General features: G+C 70.3%; 16 protein-coding genes. All 16 read right to left on the reverse strand.

Annotated elements, in window-relative coordinates; all coding sequences use genetic code 11:
- Positions 1–12: 12 nt before the first annotated feature.
- Positions 13–3,804 (reverse strand): nitrate reductase subunit alpha, encoded by a 3,792-nt coding sequence (locus EV671_RS12215; protein ID WP_132571623.1) that lies wholly within the window; start codon positions 3,802–3,804, stop codon positions 13–15.
- An 11-nt stretch (positions 3,805–3,815) separates the two neighbouring features.
- The gene (locus EV671_RS12220; RefSeq protein ID WP_132571625.1) at positions 3,816–5,162 is read right to left on the reverse strand and encodes an MFS transporter; all 1,347 of its coding nucleotides are present in this window, start codon (positions 5,160–5,162) and stop codon (positions 3,816–3,818) included.
- Between the two features lie 112 nt (positions 5,163–5,274).
- Positions 5,275–6,888, reverse strand: coding sequence for an MFS transporter (locus EV671_RS12225; RefSeq protein ID WP_132571627.1), 1,614 nt, complete (start codon positions 6,886–6,888; stop codon positions 5,275–5,277).
- Between the two features lie 19 nt (positions 6,889–6,907).
- A complete protein-coding gene (locus EV671_RS27760; RefSeq protein WP_132571629.1) occupies positions 6,908–8,173 on the reverse strand; it encodes an MFS transporter in 1,266 nt (421 codons plus the stop codon).
- 127 nt (positions 8,174–8,300) lie between these two features.
- Entirely contained in the window at positions 8,301–8,966 is a 666-nt protein-coding gene (locus EV671_RS12235; protein ID WP_132571631.1) for a response regulator, read from the reverse strand.
- Positions 8,963–10,822, reverse strand: coding sequence for a type IV pili methyl-accepting chemotaxis transducer N-terminal domain-containing protein (locus tag EV671_RS12240; protein ID WP_132571633.1), 1,860 nt, complete (start codon positions 10,820–10,822; stop codon positions 8,963–8,965). Before EV671_RS12240 ends, EV671_RS12235 begins: the two co-directional genes overlap by 4 nt.
- A gap of 44 nt (positions 10,823–10,866) precedes the next feature.
- A complete protein-coding gene (locus EV671_RS12245) occupies positions 10,867–11,118 on the reverse strand; it encodes a DUF3079 domain-containing protein (RefSeq protein ID WP_132571635.1) in 252 nt (83 codons plus the stop codon).
- Between the two features lie 24 nt (positions 11,119–11,142).
- On the reverse strand, positions 11,143–11,778 hold the full coding sequence (locus EV671_RS12250; protein ID WP_132571637.1) for a hypothetical protein: 636 nt from the start codon (positions 11,776–11,778) through the stop codon (positions 11,143–11,145).
- A 40-nt stretch (positions 11,779–11,818) separates the two neighbouring features.
- The gene (locus tag EV671_RS12255) at positions 11,819–13,009 is read right to left on the reverse strand and encodes an NnrS family protein (protein WP_132571639.1); all 1,191 of its coding nucleotides are present in this window, start codon (positions 13,007–13,009) and stop codon (positions 11,819–11,821) included.
- Positions 12,987–14,099, reverse strand: a complete 1,113-nt coding sequence (locus tag EV671_RS12260) for a hypothetical protein (RefSeq protein ID WP_132571641.1) — start codon at positions 14,097–14,099, stop codon at positions 12,987–12,989. Before EV671_RS12260 ends, EV671_RS12255 begins: the two co-directional genes overlap by 23 nt.
- A gap of 9 nt (positions 14,100–14,108) precedes the next feature.
- Positions 14,109–14,438 carry a metal-sulfur cluster assembly factor gene (locus EV671_RS12265; RefSeq protein ID WP_132571643.1) on the reverse strand — a complete coding sequence of 110 codons (330 nt, stop codon included), beginning with the start codon at positions 14,436–14,438 and terminating at the stop codon, positions 14,109–14,111.
- On the reverse strand, positions 14,435–14,902 hold the full coding sequence (locus tag EV671_RS12270) for an Rrf2 family transcriptional regulator (RefSeq protein WP_132571645.1): 468 nt from the start codon (positions 14,900–14,902) through the stop codon (positions 14,435–14,437). Before EV671_RS12270 ends, EV671_RS12265 begins: the two co-directional genes overlap by 4 nt.
- Positions 14,903–15,027: 125 nt before the next feature.
- A complete protein-coding gene (locus tag EV671_RS12275; protein ID WP_132571647.1) occupies positions 15,028–17,301 on the reverse strand; it encodes a nitric-oxide reductase large subunit in 2,274 nt (757 codons plus the stop codon).
- A 34-nt stretch (positions 17,302–17,335) separates the two neighbouring features.
- The gene (locus EV671_RS12280) at positions 17,336–17,620 is read right to left on the reverse strand and encodes a DUF2249 domain-containing protein (protein ID WP_132571649.1); all 285 of its coding nucleotides are present in this window, start codon (positions 17,618–17,620) and stop codon (positions 17,336–17,338) included.
- Between the two features lie 102 nt (positions 17,621–17,722).
- Positions 17,723–18,094 (reverse strand): response regulator, encoded by a 372-nt coding sequence (locus EV671_RS12285; RefSeq protein ID WP_132571651.1) that lies wholly within the window; start codon positions 18,092–18,094, stop codon positions 17,723–17,725.
- Positions 18,091–21,207 (reverse strand): PAS domain S-box protein, encoded by a 3,117-nt coding sequence (locus EV671_RS12290; RefSeq protein ID WP_132571653.1) that lies wholly within the window; start codon positions 21,205–21,207, stop codon positions 18,091–18,093. The genes EV671_RS12285 and EV671_RS12290 overlap by 4 nt, the downstream gene beginning before the upstream one ends.
- Between the last annotated feature and the right edge of the window lie 31 nt (positions 21,208–21,238).

Consider the following 21,238-nt stretch of genomic DNA (forward strand, 5'->3'; position numbering starts at 1 on the left):
ACTCCTCGCGTTTCAGGGGTTTTCGCCTTGCGACTGGTAGGCCGCGGCGAGGTGGTCGTCACGCGGGGTGTCGAGCCAGTCCACCTTGTTCATCTTGCGCACCACGACGAACTCGTCGCGGTTGGTGCCGATGGTTCCGTAGTAGTTGAAGCCGTAGCTGTACTGGGCGTAGCCGCCGATCATGTGGGTCGGCTTGGTGACGATGCGGGTCACCGAGTTGTGGATGCCGCCGCGCACGCCGGTGATCTCGCTGCCGGGCGTGTTGATGATCTTTTCCTGCGCGTGATACATCAGCGTCATGCCGGGGTTCACGCGCTGGCTGACCACCGCACGCGCCGCGATGGCGCCGTTGACGTTGAACAGCTCCACCCAGTCGTTGTCGGCGATGCCGGCCTTTTTCGCGTCGTCCTCGCTGAGCCAGATGACGGGGCCGCCGCGGTTCAGCGTCAGCATCAGCAGGTTGTCGCTGTAGGTGCTGTGGATGCCCCATTTCTGGTGCGGCGTGATGAAGTTCAGCACGATCTCCGGGTTGCCGTTGGACTTGATGCCCTGGATCTCGCCGGTCGTCTTCAGGTCCACCGGCGGGCGGTAGCTGGTGAAGCCCTCGCCGAAGGCGCGCATCCACGGATGGTCCTGGTAGAACTGCTGGCGGCCGGTCAGCGTGCGCCATGGGATCAGTTCGTGCACATTGGTGTAGCCGGCGTTGTAGGAGACCTTCTCGCTCTCCAGGCCGCTCCAGGTCGGCGAGCTGATGATCTTGCGCGGCTGGGCCTGCACGTCGCGGTAGCGGATCTTCTCGTCCTCACGGTGCAGGGCCAGGTGCTCGTGCTCGCGGCCGGTGAACTTGGACAGCGCATCCCAGGCCTTCACGGCGACATGGCCGTTGGTCTCGGGCGCCAGCTGCAGGATGACCTCGCAGGCATCGATATCGCTGACGATGCGGGCGCGCCCGGCGGCGTCAACGCCATTCAGCTCGGCGAGCTGGGCGACCTCGGTCTTGGTGTCCCAGCCTATGCCCTTGCCGCCGTTGCCCAGCTTCTCCATCAAGGGGCCGAGGGCCGTGAAGCGCTCGTAGGTGGCCGGGTAGTCGCGCTCGACGACGGCGATATTGGGCGCCGTCTTGCCGGGGATGAGCTCGCACTCGCCCTTCTTCCAGTCCTGCACACCGAAGGGCTGGGCCAGTTCGGCCGGGGTGTCGTGCATCAGCGGCGACATCACGACTTCCTTCTCCACGCCCAGATGGCCCTTGCAGACCTCGCTGAAGGCCTTGGCGAAGCCCTTGTAGATCTCCCAGTCGGAGCGCGACTGCCAGACCGGGTCCACCGCCGCGGACAGCGGGTGGATGAAGGGGTGCATGTCGCTGGTGTTGAGGTCGTTCTTCTCGTACCAGCTGGCCGTGGGCAGCACGATGTCTGAGTACAAACAGGTCGTGCTCATGCGGAAATCCAGCGTCACGAGCAGGTCCAGCTTGCCCTGCGGCGCCTGTGCATGCCAGCGCACCTCGCGCGGCTTGGCGTCATCGGCGCCCAGGTCCTTGCCCTGCACGCCGTTCTCGGTGCCCAGCAAATGCTTGCAGAAATACTCGTGGCCCTTGCCGCTGGAGCCCAGCAGGTTGGAGCGCCAGACGAACATATTGCGCGGCCAGTTCTGCGGCGCGTCCGGGTCCTCGCAGCTGAGCTGCAGCGAGCCGTCGCGCAGGCCCTGCACCACATAGTCCTTGGGCGCCAGGCCCGCGGCCGCGGCGTCCTTGACGACCTGCATCGGGTTGGTCTTGAGCTGGGGCGCGCTGGGCAGCCAGCCCATGCGCTCGGCGCGCACATTGCAGTCGATCATGCTGCCGTTGAACTCGGCGCGCTCGGCCTCGGTGGCCAGCGGCGACAGCACCTCGTCGACGCCCAGCTTCTCGTAGCGCCACTGGTCGGTGTGGGCGTAGAAGAAGCTGGTGCTGTTCATCTGGCGCGGCGGGCGGATCCAGTCCAGCGCGAAGGCCAGCGCCGTCCAGCCGGTCTGCGGGCGCAGCTTCTCCTGGCCCACGTAGTGCGCCCAGCCGCCGCCGCTCTGGCCGATGCAGCCGCACATCATCAAGAGGTTGATGACACCGCGGTAGTTCATGTCGCAGTGGTACCAGTGGTTCATCGCGGCGCCGATGATGATCATCGACTTGCCCTGGGTCTTGTGCGCGTTCTCGGCGAACTCGCGCGCGACGCGGATCACCTGGGCGCGCGGCACGCCGGTGATGGCCTCCTGCCAGGCCGGCGTGTAGGGGGCGTTGTCGTCGTAGCTCTTGGCGCCCGAGCCGAAGCCGCGGTCGATGCCGTATTGCGCGGCCTGCAGATCGAACACGGTGGCGACGATGGCTTCGCCGTCCTGCGTCTTCAGGCGCGTGGCCGGCACGCGGGCGCGGTGGCTGGCGCCGTCCTGCTGCGGGTTGGGCGTGAAGTGCTCGCTGGCGCTGCCGGCGAAATAGGGGAAGGCCACGTCGGCGAACTCATGCGCCTGCGCGCCGTCCTCGACCAGCGACAGCTTGAGCTTGACGTCGGCATTGCCCTCGGCCTCCTTGGCCTCCAGGTTCCACTTGCCGGCGTCGTCGCGGCCCTCGGCGCCCCAGCGGAAGCCGATGGAGCCGTTGGGCAGCACGAGGCGGCCGTCGGCGTCATAGGCCAGCGTCTTCCACTCGGGGTTGTTGCTCTGGCCCATCTGGCCTTGCAGGTCGCTGGCGCGCAGATAGCGCGTCGGCACGCGGGCCTTGCTTCCGTCGGCCAGGGTCTGCTCTTCCAGCAGCACCAGCAGCGGCAGGTCGGTGTAGCGGCGCGCGTAGTCGTCGAAGTAGGGGCTGCGCTGCTTGAAGTAGAACTCGTTGAGCGCGACATGGCCCATGGCCATGGCCAGCGCCGCATCCGTGCCCTGCTTGGGGTGCAGCCACAGGTCGGCCAGCTTGGCGACCTCGGAGTAGTCGGGCGTCACGGCCACCGTCTTCGCGCCCTTGTAGCGCACCTCGGTGAAGAAGTGGGCGTCCGGCGTGCGCGTCTGCGGCACGTTGCTGCCCCAGGCGATGATGTAGTTGCTGTTGTACCAGTCGGCCGATTCGGGCACGTCGGTCTGCTCGCCCCAGACCTGCGGGCTGCTCGGCGGCAGGTCGCAGTACCAGTCGTAGAAGCTCATGCAGACGCCGCCGATCAGGCTGAGATACCGGCTGCCGGCCGCATAGCTCACCATCGACATCGCCGGTATGGGCGAGAAGCCGATGATGCGGTCGGGGCCATGCTGCTTGATCGTGTAGACATTGGCCGCGGCGATCAGCTGGTTGACCTCGTCCCAGGTGGAGCGCACGAAGCCGCCCATGCCGCGCAGATGCTGGTAGTCGCGCCGCGCCGCCTCGTCGGCCTGAATCAGCGCCCAGGCGTCCACCGGGCTCTTGGCGACGGCCAGGGCCTCGCGCCAGCACTTGAGCAGGCGGCCGCGCACCATCGGGTACTTCACGCGGTTGGCGCTGTAGAGATACCAGCTGTAGCTGGCGCCACGGGCGCAGCCGCGCGGCTCGTGGTTGGGCAGGTCGGCCCGCGTGCGCGGGTAGTCGGTCTGCTGGGTTTCCCAGGTGACGATGCCGCCCTTGACGTAGATCTTCCACGAGCAGGAGCCGGTGCAGTTCACGCCGTGGGTGGAGCGCACGATCTTGTCGTGGGCCCAGCGGTTGCGGTAGGCATCCTCCCAGGTGCGGTCCTCGCCGGTGCTCACGCCGTGGCCGCCGGCGAAGACTTCCTTCGGCAGCTGGAAGGCGGTCAGTCGATCCAGAAAGTGGGACATGCGTTTCTCCGTTAACAGGACAGGGGGGCGTTGCGACGGCCGTAGAACCACCAGCAGATGGCCATGCAGCTCAGATAGAACGCCAGGAAGCAATAGAGCGCGGCCTGGGGGCCGCCGTTCAGCGCGATCGCGCTGCCGAAGCTCTTGGGGATGAAGAAGCCGCCGTAGGCACCGACGGCCGAGCACAGGCCGAGCGCCGCGGCACCCCGGGCCTGTGCCTCGAGCAGCGAGCCGCGCCCGGCCTGGGCCTCGCGCACGAAGCCCAGCGGCACCATGCGGAAGGTGCTGCCGTTGGCGACACCGGCTGCCAGGAAGAGCAGCACGAAGCTGGCGATGAAGAGCGGCGCGCCGCCCCCCGCGCCGTTCAAGCCCAGGCTCGCGACCACGCCGCCGACGCCCAGGGCCATCGCGGCGAAACAGGCCAGGCTGATGCGCGCGCCGCCGAAGTCGTCGGCCGCCCAGCCTCCCAGCGGCCGCACCATCGCGCCGAGCAGCGGGCCGATCCAGGCCAGCTGCTGGGCCGCCTCCAGACCCGGGAACTGGCTGCGCAGCAGCAGCGGGTAGGCCGCGGCGAAGCCGATGAAGCTGCCGAAGCTGCCGAGGTAGAGCCAGCTCATCAGCCAGCTGTGGCGGCGCGTGAAGAGCTGGGCCTGCTCGGCCAGGCCGACGCCGTCGCCGGGCAGGTCGTCCATGCCAAGCCAGGCCAGCAGGCTGGCCGCAGCGATCAGCGGCAACCAGACGAGGCCGGCGTTCTGCAGCCACAGGCCCGCGCCCTGCGGCGGCAGGCCGAAGAGGTCCAGCGCGATGGCTGCCGGCACCAGCCACTGCACCAGGCCCACGCCCAGGTGGGCGAAGCCCGCGCCAAGGCCGAGGGCCACGCCCTGCTCGCGCGCCGGGAAGCAGGCGCTGATATGGGCCATGCCGCTGGCGAAGTTGGCGCCGCCCAGGCCGCACAGCAGGGCCAGCACGACCATCCACTCATAGGGCGTGGACGGGTCCTGCACGGCCTGCGCGACGCCGGCGACCGGGGCCAGCAGGCTGGCCGTGGACAGCGCCGTCCAGCGCCGCCCGCCGGCCCAGGACACCGCGAAGCCGTAGAAGATGCGCAGCGTCGCGCCGCACAGGGCCGGCAGCGCGCTGAGCCAGAACAGCTGGTTGGTGCTGTAGCGGAAGCCCGCCGCCGGCAGATAGACGACCAGCACCGACCAGAGCATCCACACCGCGAACGACAGCGCCAGCGCCGGCAGCGCGCAGCCGAGGTTGCGCAGGGCCACCTCGCGGCCACGGCTGGCCCAGAAATCAGGGTCTTCCGGATTCCAGCGCAACGGTAGGGACAGGGTCTTGGACACGATGCTCATGCTCCACGCCCGGCGCCTGCGGGGCCATCCATCGCCGGTCGGGTCGGGCCGGCGCGGAAGGACGAGGCGGGCGGGTGCGCCCATCGTTCTTTCGGACGATGGGCGGCGACGGTCAGGGGTTCTTGATTTCCGCGCCGCGGCGCAGGTAGAACCACCAGTTCAGCACCAGGCAGACGGCATAGAAGGCCGCGAAGCCGTAGAAGGCCAGCTGGGGCGTGCCGGCCTTGATCTGCTCGCCGATCAGCACCGGCGCGATGAAGGCGCCGTAGGCGGCGACGGCCGAGGTCCAGCCCAGCACGGGGCCGGCCTGCTGGCGGTCGAAGATGACGCCGACCGAACGGAAGGTCGAGCCGTTGCCGATGCCGCTGGCCGCGAACAGCAGCACCATCAGGCCCATGAAGGTCGGGAAGTACTGCTCGGGCGTCGCCGAGCCATAGGCCTGCTGCATCACATAGCCGACCGCGACCGACGCGAACACCATCACGGCCGAGATGAGCTGGGTGACGATGGAGCCGCCGACCTTGTCCGAGATCCAGCCACCGACCGGCCGCACCGCGGCACCGACGAAGGGGCCGATCCAGGCATAGGCCAGCACGGTCGGGGCGTTCGGGTTGTTCAGCGTGTGCTGCATGACGCCGTTGGGGCCGGCCACATGGCTGATGCCGAAGATCACCTTCATCGCCAGCGGCAGCGCCATCGAGAAGCCGATGAAGGAGCCGAAGGTGACGATGTAGAGCGCCGTCAGGCTCCAGGTGTGCTTGTTCTTGAAGATCGCGAACTGCTTCTTCACGCCCTCCTTCATCTCGCCGAAGGCCGCCAGCCGCATGACGGTCAGCGCCATGATGATGTCCAGCGGAATCGCCACCCACATGCTCAGCAGGCCCAGGCCGGTGGGCTTGGGCAGGTAGAGCCAGAGCATGAAGATGGTCGGCACGAAGGCCAGCGTGTACAGATAGGTGATCTTGGCGAAGGCGACGAGGGGCGAGCCGGTGTCGGGCGACACGGTCTTGAGGTTGCTCATGCCGAACCAGCACAGCGCGCCCAGGGGAATGAGCGAGAACACCCAGGCGAAGCCGGCGTTCTGGATCCAGGTCGGCGTGCCGGCGGCGATCTTGCCGAAGATCCAGCCGCTGTCCTTCAGCAGCAGCTCGGGCGCGCCACCCAGGGCGCCCAGCAGCGGCAGCGTCATCACCAGCGGGATGACGATCTGCATCGTCGTCACGCCGAAATTTCCCAGGCCCGCGTTCAGGCCCAGGGCCGTGCCCTGCAGCCGCTTCGGGAAGAAGCCGCTGATGTTGGACATCGACGACGCGAAATTGCCGCCGCCCACGCCCGACCACAGTGCCATCAGCTGGAAGGCCCACAGCGGCCAGTCCTTGTGCTGCAGCACGATGCCGGTGCCGATGGCCGGGGCCAACAGCATGGAGGTGGTCAGGAAGATGGTGTTGCGCCCGCCGGCCAGCCGGATCAGGAAGGAGGCCGGGATGCGCATCGTGGCGCCGGCGATGCCGGCGATGGCGGTCAGCGTAAACAGCTCGGCCTGGCTGAACGGGAAGCCCAGGTTCAGCATCTGCACGGCAATGATGCCCCACATGCCCCAGACGGCGAAGCCGCACAACAGGGCCGGGATGGAGATCCACAGGTTGCGGTAGGCGATGGCCTTGCCGACCGTGTTCCAGAAGCCGTCGTCTTCCGGGCGCCAGTCGGCGATGTCGTTCTTGCTCATGTCTTGTCCTTTGCCGGGCTCAGCCGGCGACGTGGAACTCGGGTGCGTTGCGACCCATCACTTCAGTACGGCGCACCTCGGTCCAGTACATCCAGATCAGCGAGACCCAGACGACGCCGTACATCAGCATGAAGGCGCTGGAGCGGATGCCGGTGAGGTCCAGCAGCGCACCGAACAGGATGGGCAGCACGAAGCCGCCGAGGCCACCGGCCAGACCGACGATGCCGCTGATGGCGCCGATGTTGCCGGGGTAGTCGTCACTGATGTACTTGAAGACCGAGGCCTTGCCGAAGGCGAAGGCCACGCCCAGCACGGCCAGCAGCGCGGTGAAGGTGTAGACGTTCAGGCCGATGTGGAAGGTCCTGGCGCCGGCGATGGTCACGACGGTGAAGTCGGTCTGCGGGTAGCTGAGCAGGAAGAGGCAGATCCAGCTCACCCACATCACCCACCAGGTCACCTTGTGGGCGCCGTACTTGTCGGACAGCAGGCCGCCGATGGCGCGCAGCACGCCGCCCGGCAGGCTGAAGCAGGCCGCGAGCAGGGCCGCGACGCGGATGTCGAGGCTGAACTCGCCGACGTAGTACTGCACCATCCACAGCGCCAGCGCGACATAGCCGCCGAACACGATGCTGTAGAACTGGCAGTACTTCAGCACGCGCGGATCCTTCAGCGCCTTGAGCTGCTCGCGGAAGCTGACGTTGCTGGCCACGAGGTGGGCCGGGTTGCTGTAGCTGAACAGCCAGAACAGCACGACGGTGCCGGCCATGATGGCCGCATAGACCTGGGGCACCATGGCCCAGCCGAAGCTGACCAGCAGCACCGGGGCGACGAATTTGTTGACGGCCGAGCCCGAGTTGCCGGCGCCATAGACGCCCATGGCCATGCCCTGGCGGCTCTTCGGGAACCAGCGCGCGACATAGGGCGTGCCCACCGAGAAGGAGCCGCCGGCCAGGCCGACGAACAGGCCGATGACGAGGAAGTGCCAGTACTGCGTGGCATAGGCCATCAGCCAGATGGCGGGTACGGTGGCGGCCATCAGCAGGGCCATGACGATGCGGCCGCCATAACGGTCCGTCCAGATGCCCAGCGGCACGCGCACCAGCGAGCCGGTCAGCACCGGCATGGCGGTCAGCAGCCCGAACTCGGTCGCGTTGAGGCCGAGCTGCTTCTTGATCGGGATGCCGATGACGCCGAACATCATCCACACCATGAAGCAGACGGTGAAGGCCAGGGTGCTGACGATCAGCACCGACCAGGCCCTGCGGTCGATGGAGGCTGCGCTCATGCGGTTTGCTCCTCAGTGAACATGAGGAGACTGTCCCGCGCGGCGGGCCTGCCGCCCATTCACCGCCAGACCAGCCGGGCACCGCCCGCTGGGAGGACGGCGGCGCCGGCCGCCTCGTCCTAAAGAACTAGGCGCGTTGTTGGGTGACCAGCACCGCCGCCTGCACCCGCGAGTCCAGGTCGAGCTTGCGCAGCAGGTGCTGCACATGGATCTTCACCGTCGTCTCGGCGATGCCGAGCTCGCGGGCGATCTGCTTGTTGGAGTCGCCGCGGGCGATCAGGTCGACGATCTCGCGCTCGCGCGGCGACAGCGTGGAGAGCGGGTCGGGCGGCGGCGCGGCGGCCGTGGAGGCGGCCTCGGCGTCGTGGCGGAAGGCCGTGGCCAGCTTGCCCGCCATCTCGGCGCTGAAGCTGGACACGCCGCGCGCCGCGCGCTCGATGGCCTGAGTCAGCTCCTGGTTGTCGGCCGTCTTCAGCAGATAGCCGCAGGCCCCGGCGCGCAGCGCGGCGCCGAGGTCGGCCTCGGATTCGCTCATCGTCAGCATCAGCACCTGGGCCGAAGGCGCCGCGGCCTTCAGCGCCGGCAGGGCCTGCACGCCCGACACGCCGGGCAGGTGGTTGTCCAGCAGCACGACCTGGGGCTGCAGCTCCGCGGCCAGGCGCTCGGCGCCACCGGCATCGCCGGCCTCGCCGACGACCTGCAGCTGCGGCTGAGTCGCCAGCAGCGCGATCAGGCCGCGGCGGAACAGGGTGTGATCATCGACGACGAGCACGCGGATGGGGGCGGCATTCATGGATGCAGGGCCTCGGATTCGGGAAGCGAGATGCGCACCAGCGTGCCCCGCCCGGGTTGGGATTCGAGCGCCACGGCGGCGCCCACCTTGGCAGCACGCTCGCGCATGATGCGCAGGCCCACATGGCTGTCGTCCGGCACGTCGAGCACGGGGTCGAAGCCACGGCCGTCGTCGCGCACGTCGATCTGCCAGTGCGGCTGGTGCCTCAGGCTCACCTGCACCTGGCTGGCCTGGGCGTGCTTGCGGATGTTGGACAGGGCCTCCTGCACCACGTGCAGCAGCTGCACCTGCACGTCGGCCGCCAGCGGCGCGCCATGGCCGGCGACCTCCAGCTCGGCCGGCACGCCGCTCTGCAGCCGGAACTTCTGCAGCGTCTGCTGCAGCGCGGGCAGCAGGTCGTCGCCGTCGGTGCGGGTGCGGAAGTGCATCAGCAGCGCGCGCACGTCGGCGGTGCTCTCCTTCAGGCCCAGCTCCAGCTCCTCGACGAGGCGGGCCGCCACGGCGGCCTTGCCGCCCTGCTGGGCGTCCTTCAGCAACTGCAGCTGGATCTTCATGAAGGCCAGGCTCTGCGCGATGGAGTCGTGCAACTCGCGCGCCAGCATGCCGCGCTCCTCGGCGACGGCGGCCTCGCGCTGCATGGCCTCGTTGCGCAGTCCCTCCATCGCGCTGGCCAGGTGGCTGGCCATGCTGTCCAGCAGCTCGCGGTCGGCCCTGGCGGGCTGGGGCAGCTCGCGGAACAGCAGGTCGGCCTCGCCCATCACCCGCCCCTGCACCGTCAGCGCGACCGCCGTCACGGCGACGAAACCCGCCTTGGTGCAGTGCGAGCCGTGATCGTGCTGCGCAGTGATGGGGATGACGCGGGCCTGGGCCCCGGGGCTGCCGCAATGGCATTCGCCCGGCGCCAAGCAGCGCTCGGCCTCCAGCATGGCCGGCGGCAGGCCCTGCGCCGCCAGCAGCACCATGCGCTGCTGGCTGGCGTCCATCCAGCGCAGCATGATGGCGTCGGCGCCGGCGACGCGGCGCATGCGGTCGGCGAAACCGCTGGCCAGCTCGCGCGGCGACGCGGCCCCCGCGGCGAAGGCGGTGGCCTCGTAGAGCGCGGCCAGGCGCTGCTGCTCCTGGCGCAGGTCGGCGGTCTTAGCGCGCACTTCGTCCTCCATGCCGCGGTAGACGGCCTCCAGCCGCTGCGCCATGCGGTTGAAGCCGCGCGCCAGCTCGCCGAACTCGTCCTGCGAATCCTCGGCCACGCGCGCGCCCAGCGTGCCCTGCTCCAGCGCCTGCAGGCCGCGGCGCAGCCGGTCCACCGGCGCGAACACGACCAGATGCGAGGCGTACAGGAAGATCATCGCGGCGGCGATGGCGATGCCCACCAGCGCCAGCTGCACGGTGGACAGCAGCGAGCTCCAGCCCGCCATGCGCGCCTCGACGGCATCGACGAGGACGTCGATGTGCTTCACCAGCGCCTCGGCCTGCGCGCCGGTGAGCACATGCAGGCCGCTGCCGGCCCTGAGCTGGCGCCAGGCCTCGCTCACCTGCGCGTAGGCGCGCAGCGTGCGCTCGTCGCGCGGCAGGAACAGCGGCCGGGCCGGGTCGCCATGCACCAGCAGCTCCAGCGAGGCGTCGTAGGCCTGCATCAGGGCCGGCAGCTCATCACCGGCACCGACGGCGCCCTGGTGGGCCAGGCGCCAGGTCTGCATGCGCAGCCGCCCCGCCTCGTTGACCGCGGCGGCGCCCCCCTCCAGCTGCCAGCCTATCCACAGCGTCAACCCGATGGAGGCCAGCGCGATGAACAGCAGCCCGGCCCCCAGGATGCCGACCTTGGTGGCAAGGCGCGCGCGATTCCAGCCCTTTGACATGGCGCGCATTCTGTGCAGCCCAAACCGCCGGACCTTGATCTCGCTCAAGCTTCGGGACGATTCGCCTGCGTAGGCGTGGCCGCTGCGGAATCCTCGGCATGCGGCGCCGCCTGCGCCGGGGCCGGCGCGTTCGCGTCCAGGCCCCAGTCCATCCAGTCCTCGCCGAAAAGCTCGCTCGGATGCGGCGTGGCCAGCGAGCCGTTGCCGCACTGCATGGCGTCGGCCGGGCAGTAGCGGTCGCAGCCCCAGCAGATGCGGCCCGGGTTGGCCGGCTTGATCGGGAATTTCTTGGCCATGCTGCCCTGCCTCCTGCCGCTCGTTCAGGCCGCCAGCTCGCAGCCGTGCCGCAGCACCGGGCGCACCATGAAGACGGTGCGGTCGCGGCCATGCTCCAGCACCAGGGAGCGCACGCGCTGCTGCCACAACTGGCCCAGCTCGCCCTCCTGCGCCGGCGTCAGGCGGCCCGCGGACAGCAGGCCCACCAGCCGCTCCAGCTCGGGCGGGACCGGCAGCGACGCGGTGTCCACGCCCACGTCCACCGCGGCATGGGTGTCGAGCCGCGTGAAGCGCAGCGCCAGCATCAGGTCGGGCTTGCTGCGGATCAGGCCGGCCCGGCTGAAGCGCCCGCCCAGGCCCTTGAAGCCGGAGCCACCGGCCGCGCCCGTGAGCATCTGCACCACCGTCGCGATGACGCCGCTGCTGCCCGAGCGCACGTCATCGCGGAACTCCACCTTGATGCCGCCGCGCTGCGGCTGCTCGCCCGGGTAGAGCTGCTCCAGCGCCAGCCAGGTCAGCCAGTAGGCCGAGGCCACGCTCACGCAGGAATGCCCCGTGAGCCTGACGGCGTCGCCGAAGCCGTATTCGAGGATGCCGTCCTCGGCGCAGCCCAGCACCCGGGCCAGTGGATCCTGCACCTTGAGGCGCGGGATGTCGTCGAAATAGTCGGGCAGCTTCATGGTCTGCTGTCGTCGGGATGGAAGTTGGAGAGAAGTCGGTTCAGCCTGGGCGGCCGTCGATGCGCGGGCGTGACAGCACGGGCCAGTAGCGCAGCGCGTACAGGCCGAAGCCCGCGGACCACAGCGCCGCCGAGGCCAGCGCCGCATGCACGATCTGGCCCGGCGCCGCCAGCGGCAGCAGCACGCGCACGGCCGCCGCCCCGGCCACCAGCAGGTAGCAGGCCACCTCGTAGCGGTCGGCCTTCAGCAGCCGCCCGGTGTGGCCGCGCGCGGTGCGCGTCATCATGCCGATGATGAGACCGCCCACGGCGCCCACCGTCAGCGCATGCGTGGCCACCGACGGCAGCACCCAGCCCAACTCGGCCGCGGCGCGCAGCAGCAGGTGCACGGGCACCCAGAGATAGGCCAGGTGCAGCACCCAGACGAGGGGCACCTGCAGCGTCCGCCACGGCCGCCACAGCGCCCAGCGCCAGGCCTGGGCCGCGCAGGCGACGAGGGCGATGCCGGCCAGCACCGCGCCGTGCAGCCCGAGCGCGTCGGCGGCCAGCAGCGCCAGCGTGGCGCCGAGCGCGGCCTTCTCGACCCGCTCGTCGCGCACCGCACCGGCGCCCGGCACGCCGTTGTTCGTGAACATCGGGATGACCCGCCCGCCCATGACGGACAGGATGAAGAGCACCACGTCCAGCGCCAGCTGTATGCCCAGCCAGCCGGGTACCGAGATGACGCCCAGCTGCGCCGCGTGCACGCAGGCCGCGGCCAGCGCCAGCAGCGCGAGCAGCCCGACGAAGAAGTAATTGCGCCGGTTCCTCGACTTGAAGAAGGGCACGGCCAGCGCCACCGCCGCGGCCAGCGGGAAGGTGACGTTGGCGGCGGCGGCCGCCACGGCATGGGGCGTCAGCACCAGCACGCGGGCGGCCAGCCACAGCGCCGCCAGCGCGCCCAGCGTCCAGCCGGTGGGCGTGGGCAGGTTGGTCCAGTTGCGCCCGGCCGTGAACAGGAAGCCGACGATCACGGCGAGCGTGAAGCCGAACAGCATCTCGTGGGCATGCCAGATCGGCCCGGCCAGATAGGCATGCGGCAGCAGGCCCGAGAACTGCAGCGCCCACAGCGGGATGGACAGCGCCGCGAACACGCTGGCCAGCAGGTAGAAGGGCCTGAAGCCCAGCGCGAACAACGCGAAGCCCGCGGGTGCGGCCCGGGGCGGTTCTTCAATTCTCAGCAAGGGGTTCATGTGCAGGGTTCCGAGGGCGATGCTCGTGCCGTGCCCGCCAGACCAGGGCAGAGACGGCCAGCGTGAGCGCGAAGGCCGCGATGGCCAGCGCATTGCCGGCGGCGCCGGTGGCCTTCAGGCCCGGGTCGGCGAGGCCGCCCACGAGGCGCAAGGCCAGCGACGCATGCAGCAGCAACAGCGGCAGGTAGAAGGGCCAGCCGAACGCCACCTTCACGCGGGTGACGGCCGGCAGGATGACGGGGGCATGGCCCAGCACCATGCTGAAGACGAAGCCCAGCGCGAGCGCATGCAGGGCGGCGTCGCGCCAGGGCTGGCCCAGCGCGGTACCGGCCCAGGCCAGGCCGGCGACGGCCAGCCAGGCATAGCCCGCCAGCAGGCAGACCGCCATATAGCGGCTCAGGCCCGCGGCGCGCACGGTGCGGCGCGCGATGTCGAAGGCGATCAGCCAGGCCGCCAGCGCGAGCAGCGACAGGCCATAGAGCAGCCCCCCCCAGCCGGCGGCCAGGCCGGACAGCAGCGCACCGCAGGCCGCCGCGGCCAGGATGGCGACCAGGGCCGGGCCGGCACCGGCATGGCGGCGCATCAGCCGCGTCATCTCCAGCCGCTCGGCCGCGATGGTGAACACCAGGAAGCACAGCCACAGCGGCACGACGGCACCGGCCAGCAGGCCCAGCGCCTGCAGCAGGCTGCCGGCGGCCCAGGCCAGCGCGCCGGCCAGCAGCAGCAGGGTGTGGGTGGCGCGCTGGCGCCCCACGACGACGAGGTTCACGCCGACGAAGGCCAGCGCGGCCACGGCCGCCAACCACGCTGCAGCGGCCGGCGCACCGCCGAGCGCGATCAGGCCGGCGGCACCCGAGGCCAGCGGCCCGGCGTAGGCCGCCGGATGCTTGACCGCCACGGCCCGCTCGATGCCGATGACCGTGCCCATGAAGGCGCAGACCATCAGGAAGGCATGGCCGACGACCGCCGGGGCGCCCACGGGCACCGCGACGCCCGCGCGCACCAGGCCGCCGGCGATGCCGCTCAGCAGCGCCGTGGCAACCAGGGCGGCGAAGGCCAGTCGCGGCAGCAGCGCGGGGGTGCGTCGCATCGCCCGCCCCTACCAGCCCATGAAGGCCTTGGCCCGGGCGCTCATGCGGTCGGTCGTCCAGGGCGGCTCCCACACCAGCTCGACGTCGATGCGCAGGCCCTCGGGCACGACACGGTCCAGCTCGTTGCAGCTGTCGTCGACGATGACGTCGGTGGCCGGGCAGGCTGCCGACGTCATGGTCATCAACACCTTCACGCCGTCGGCCGTCACCGTCACGCCATAGACCAGGCCGACGTCGACGATGGACATCGCCACCTCGGGGTCCACCACGCGGCGCAGCGCCGCCAGGATGGGCTCTCGCAGTACCTCAGGGCCTTCGTAGGGATAGGGCTCGCTCATGATGCCGCCTGGGTCGGCGCGAGGGTGGGCGCCATGAAGCGCAGCACCTGCACCAGCTCCTGCCGGTTGGCCGTGATGTCGGCCAGGGTATAGCGATCCAGCACGGCGTAGAAGGCCTGCACGGCCTCGGCCAGCACACCCTTGAGCCGGCACTGGCTCAGGATGGCGCAGTGGCTGTCCTCGGCCGAGAAGCATTCGGCCGGCAGGGCTTGGCCCTCGGTGTCGCGCACGACCTGGCCGACGCAGATGCGTTCTGCAGGCTTGGCCAGCGTCAGCCCGCCGCCCTTGCCGCGCACGGTCGTCAGCCAGCCGCACCGGGCGAGGTGGTGCACGACCTTGGTCAGGTGGTTGACCTTGATGTCGAAGGCCGCGCAGATCTCGCCCACCGTGGCCCGCCTCTCGGGCTCGGCGGCCAGGTAGATCAGCACGCGCAGGCTGTAGTCGGTGAAAGCGGTGAGCCGCATGGTTTCGATACTCTCGTTTCGGTGGTCCGTGACGCGCCGGCAATGGGCTTGCGGCATCCAGCCGCAAGCCCATTGCCCCCTCGCGAGGGGGCGGCCCAGCGTAACCGCTGGGCCGGGCCTGCATTTCAACGACCGCGGGCCGGGGCGGCGTCGACCGGCAGCCTGTCGGTTGCGCGGCGGCGCAGCAGGAACAGCGCATACACGGCGAGGAGCAGGGCACCCACCGCGAACACGATATCGCCCGGCACGCGCAGCCACACCAGAGTCTCCATCAGCTTGGAGTGGATGACCTCGGGCGAGCGGGCGTACCACAGGCCGCGGGTGATGCTCTCATAGGCTTGGTAGATGCCGGCCGGCAGCAGCGACATGAAGACCATCATCGCCAGGCCGATGTTCAGGCTCCAGAAGGCGGGCTTGAGGAAGCGGTCGGCGTGCAGCGCACGGTCGTAGAGGCCGCGCAGGCAGAACAGCATCAGGCCGATGCCCAGCATGCCGTAGACGCCGAACAGCGCCGCGTGGCCGTGGGCCGCCGTCATGTTCAGGCCCTGCACGTAGTACAGCGAGGCCGGCGGGTTGATGGCAAAGCCCAGCAGGCCGGCGCCGACGGTGTTCCAGAAGCCCACGGCGACGAAGGACATGATGACCCACTTGTAGGCACCCAGCCAGGCCACGTTCTTCGAGCGGCGATAGGTCTGCAGCGCCTCCAGGCCGATCAGCGTCAGCGGCACCACTTCCAGCGCCGAGAACACGGCGCCGACGGCGATCACCGAGGTGGGCGTGCCGGTCCAGTAGAGGTGGTGCAGCGTGCCCAGGATGCCGCCGAACAGGAAGACGATGGTCTCCGCGACGATGGCACGGTTGGCCGACGGTGCGCTCACCAGGCCGAGGTTGGTGAAGATCAGCGCGACGACGGCGGTGGCGAAGACCTCGAAGAAGCCCTCCACCCACAGGTGCACCAGCCACCAGCGCCAGTACTCGACCATCGAATAGTGGGTGTGCTGTCCCCAGGCGAGCGAGGTGGCGTAGAAGCCGCCGATGCAGGTCGCCGACAGGAAGACCATCGCGATGAGGCCGCGGGTCTCGGACGGCTTCTTCAGCGCCGGCCACAGTGCACGGCCGAGCAGGAAGACCCAGAACAGCAGGCCGACGAAGAGTAGGATCTGCCAGAAGCGGCCCATGCTCGTGTACTCCAGGCCCTGGTTGCCGAACCAGAAGCTGAAGTCGACGCCGAGATGCTGCAGCGTGCCCAGCCAGCCGGTGATCGTCGAGCCCAGCACGACGACGATGAGGGCCCAGAACAGCGCGTCCACGCCGAGCTTCTGCAGCTTGGGTTCACGCCCCGACAGCAGCGGCGCGACATACAGGCCCGTGGCCAGCCAGGCGGTGGCGATCCAGAACACGCCGATCTGGGTGTGCACGGTGCGGCTGATGGTGTACGGCAGGATCTGCGCCAGCGGCAGGCCGAAGAAGGACTGGCCCTCCACCGCATAGTGGGCGGTGATGGCGCCCATGCCGATCTGCAGCAGCATCAGCGCGATGACGATGAAGAAGTATTTGCGCGTGGCCTTCATCGACGGCGTGGCCTTGGCGCCCAGCAGCGGGTCGGCCTTGGGCACGACGGCGACGGTATCGCCCTCGTCGGCCTTGTGCAGCCACAGCATCGCCGCGATGCCGGCCAGCAGCAGGATGATGCTGGCCATCGACCACATCGCGGCCGAGGTGCTCATCGTGTTGCCGACCATGGGCTCATGCGGCCAGTTGCTGGTGTAGGACAGGCCGGCTTCGCCCGGGCGGTCCGTCGTCGCGGACCATGCGGTCCAGAAGAAGAACGCCGCCAGCGCCTTGCGCTGCTCGGCCTCGGGCAGGGCGCCGGCCGTCATCGCGTACTGGTCGCGCAGCTTCTCCAGCGCCGGGTCGGTGCCGAACAGGCCCTCGTAGTGCGCGGCCACCTCGCGGATGACCTGGGCGCGCGCATCGGTGACGCGCACATCGCCGCTGGCGTCGTCATAGGTGTTGCGGCGCATCTCGTCGCGCACGGCCTGGTCGACCGCGGCGCGCTGGACGTCGCTGACCGGCAGGCCGCCCTGCTGCTGCTCGGCCAGGCGCCTGGCCTGCAGGCCGACCGCCTCGCGGTGCAGCCAGTCGGCCGACCAGTCGGGCGCGACATAGGCCCCGTGGCCCCAGACGGTGCCGAGCTGCTGGCCGCCGGCGGACAGCCAGGCCTGCTGGCCGAGCTGGATCTGGTCGTGCGTGAACAGCACGTCGCCGTCCGCGCTGACCACCCGGTTCGGGATCGGCGGCGCCGACAGATAGATCTGCCAGCCCAGGTAGCCCAGGGCACCGAACGACAGGACAAAGATCAGGCCCAGCCAACGCCAGAGCCTTTTTGTGGACTTCATGATGTTTCCTTCTCAAGTGCTCGATGTGTGCGGGTCAATGGCCGCCGCAGGAGCCGCAGCAACGGCCTTCGCCGTGCCCGCCGGCCGCGGCGCGTGCAAGCCGCGCGCGCCAGACGCCGTCGCCTGCCGGGCCGGCATCCCATGTGAAGGAGTTGGGCGACTCGCGCAGCAGCTGCATCAGCATGGGGTTGGGATCGCGGTCGTCGATCAGCTCGGCGACGTCACCGGGGCTCAGTCCCAGCAGGATGCCGTGGACGCGGTCCGGCCTGGATTCGGCGGCAAGGCCGCGCAGATCGACCGGGGTGGGTGGCTTGCTCATCGCCTGGGCTCCTAAATATGCATACAGAATGCATGAATATTAGAGCCCGCGCTTTCGCGGGTGTTTGACGCACGTCAAATCGCCGGCACCGCGAGGCGCCGCTCAGTTGGCCAGGTGGCTGCGCACGCAGGCCGCGAAGCTGCGCACGTCGATGGGCTTGACCAGATAGCCATCGCAGCCGGCGGCGCGAAAGCGCTGCTCGTCGCCCTGCATCGCATAGGCCGTGAAGGCAATGCAGGGGATGTCGGCCAGGCCGGGCGTGGCCTTGATGGCCCGTACGAGGGTCAAGCCGTCGGTGCCGGGCAGCTGGATGTCGACGAGCACGACGTCCGGCCGGCAGGCGCGCAGGCTGGCCCAGGCCGCGTCGGCATGCAGGGCCTCGTCGACGATGAATCCATCGGCCTCCAGCACATAGCGCGCCAGGTCGAGGTTGAGCTGGTGGTCGTCGACGACCAGGGCGCGTGCAAGGCTCATGCTTCGCCCTCCACCGTCTGGCGCCGGCCGCGGCGGTCCTGGCGGGCGGCGCGCAGCAGCGCGTCGCGCACCTCGGGCCGGGGCTCGCGGCGGCCATCGAGTGCGGCGGCCGAGCGGGCGAGCGCCTGGATGTCCTCGGCGCTCAGGATCAGCGAGGTCCAGACGATGACGGGCAGTTCGGCCCAGCGCGGGTCGCGGCGCAGTTCGTGCAGCACCTGGAAGCCGTCGACGCCGGGCATCATCAGGTCGAGCACGACGGCGGCGGGCCGCAGCGCCGGCAGGGCCTGCAGGGCCTCGGCGCCGCCGGCCACGGCGATGGCCTCGATGCCGTGGCCGAGCAGGGCCGCGCACATCAGCTCGCGCGCCGCGGCCTCGTCGTCGACGACGAGCACCGGCCGCCCGGGCCCGAAGCGCTGGCGCAGCGGCACCAGGGCGCGCGCCAGCGCGGCGCGGCGCAGGGGCTTGGCCAGCACGTCGGACACCGGGAAGGCGACGCCAGCGCCCGCGGGCGCGTTGAGGGCCAGCGCCTTCACGGCGGCATGCATGGACGGCCCGCCGGTGCGCAGTGCGGCCAGCGTGGCCAGGCCGGGCGAGTCGGGCAGGGCCAGGTCGATGGCCAGCTCGGTGTAGCGGCGCTCGCGCGCCAGGCGCAGCATCTCGGCGGCCGTCGCGGCCGTGTCGGCATTGACGCCGGCCTGGGCCAGCTCGCGGGCCAGGCCGTCGCGCAGCGGGTGGTCGCCGAGCGCGACGAGCTGCTGCGGGCCGGGCGCGTCGACATCGGCATCGCCGGGGCGGCGCGGCAGCACCGCGTAGAAGCAGCTGCCGCGGCCGGCCTCGCTGTAGACGCCGACGCGCCCCCCCTGGGCCTTGACGAGGCGGCGCGTCAGCGCCAGTCCCAGGCCCGTGCCCTGGTGGCGCTTGGTCAGCCCGTCGTCGAGCTGCTGGAACTCGACGAAGAGCTGGTCCAGGCGCTCGGACGCGATGCCGATGCCGCTGTCCTCGACCTCCAGCCGCCACAGCCGCGGGCCTTCGCCCAGCATGCGCAGCTCGACTCGGCCGCCGGCGGGCGTGAACTTGATCGCGTTGGACAGGTAGTTCAGCAGCACCTGCCTGAGCCGCGCGGGGTCGAGCACGAGGTCGCGCAGCTCGGGCGCGATGACCGTCGTCAGGCTCAGGCCGCGCTGCCCGGCCAGCACGGCCACGGTGGCCATCACGTCGTCGACCAGGGCCGGCAGCGCGACGGGCTCGGGATGGAAGTCCATCTTGCCGGCCTCGATCTTGGACAGGTCGAGCACGTCGTTGATCATGTTCAGCAGATGGCGGCCGCTGCTGGCGATGTGCTGCAGCCATTCGCGCTCGCGCACCGGGTCCGGCGGGTGGGCGCCGATCGTCAGCAGGTCGGCGAAGCCGATGACGGCGTTCAGCGGCGTGCGCAGCTCGTGCGACATATTGGCCAGGAACAGGCTCTTGAGCCGGCTGCTCTCCTGCACGCGGCGGTTCTCGGCGGCCAGCCAGATGGCCTGCTGGCGGGCCTGTTCGGCGGTGCGCATCGCGGTCACGTCGGCGACGATGCCCACCAGCCGCGGGCTGCCGGCGTCGTCGCCCGTGACGCGGGCGTCCAGTCGCAGCCAGTGCATGCTGTCGTCGGGCCAGGCGACGCGGAACTCGGCATGCCAGGGCAGATGGCCTTCGGTGCGGGTCTGCAGCGCGTTCAGCGCGGCCTCGACCATCGCGCGGTCGTCGGCATGCACGGCGGCGAGCAGGCGCTCGCGGTCCCAGTCGCCGCCGGCGTCGGGCAGGCCGAAGCACTGGTCGTAGCGGCGCGAGCGGTGGATGCGGCCGCCCTCCAGCTCCATCTCCCAGTCGCCGATGGCGGCGGACTCGAGGGCGAAGCGCAGCCGCGCCTCGCTCTGGCGCAGCGCGGCTTCGATCTGCCGCTGATGGGTCAGGTCGCGCGCCGACTTGACGGCGCCGATGACGCGGCCGGCCGCGTCGCGCAGCAGCGAGAACTGCACCGAGACCTCGATGCGCCGCCCATCGCTGGCGACGCGCACGGTGCGCTGCGGCGGCACCTGCTGCCCGCGGGCCAGCTCGGCGCGGATGCGGGCCTCCTCGGCCTCGCGCTCGGGCGGTACCAGCATCTGCACCGGCTGGCCGACGGCCTGCGCGGCCGTGTAGCCGAACATGCGCTCGGCGGCGGCGTTCCAGTTCGTGATCCGCCCGTCGAGGGACTTGACGATGATGGCGTCGGCCGAGGACTCGACGACGGCGGCCAGCCGGCGCACCTCGGCCTCGGCCTCGGTCAGCCGGCCGACGTCACGGAAGACGATGGCGACGCCACGCACGCGGCCGTCGGCATGCCGGGTCAGCTCGGCATGCACCTCGATGGGCCGTGCCGTGCCATCGCGGCCGATGCAGACGGCCTGGCGGCGGAAGGCACCGTCGCGCTCGCGTTCGCGCAGCAGCTCGATGGGGCTGCCGGGGTCGGCCGGCGCGCCGTCGCGCACGAAAACCTCCCAGACCGAGCGGCCCAGGGCCTCGGCGGCCGGCCAGCCGGTGATGTGCTCCGCGACGGGGTTCAGTCGCTTGACGCGGCCTGCCTCGTCGGTCGAGAGGAAGCCGGCATCGATGCTCGCCAGCGTCGCGGCCAGGTTCTGCTCGGCTTCGAGCAGATGGTCCTCGGCGCTGTGGCGGCGGTCCATCTCGCGGCGCAGAGCCTCGTTGGCGACACGCATCTCCTCCGCCGAGGGCAGGGCCAGCAGCTTGGGCATCAGCCGCCAGGCGACGCCGGCCGTCAGCACCGAGGCCAGCGCGGTGAAGACCTTGGCCGAGGTCTGCAGCCCGTAGTCGGGGCGCCAGATCGTCCAGACGTCCAGCACATGGGTGATGCCGCAGGCGAAGATGAAAATGGCGAACAGCGTCGCCAGGCTGCCGAGATTGACCTGCGGGCGCTGGCGCGCATAGCTCGCGATGACGAGGGGGATGGAGAAATAGGCCAGGGCGGTAGCCAGGTCGGCCCCCACCATGCTCCACAGCAGGCCCGGCGACCACTGGAAGCAGTAGCCGTGCGGCAGAAAGCCCGCCCGCGCGACGACTCCGGTCAGCTCGTCCATTGCACGCTCCCCAACCCCACGACAGCAGAGT

Origin of the sequence: Roseateles saccharophilus (assembly GCF_004342485.1) — a bacterium.
Taxonomy (GTDB): Bacteria; Pseudomonadota; Gammaproteobacteria; order Burkholderiales; family Burkholderiaceae_C; genus Pelomonas; species Pelomonas saccharophila.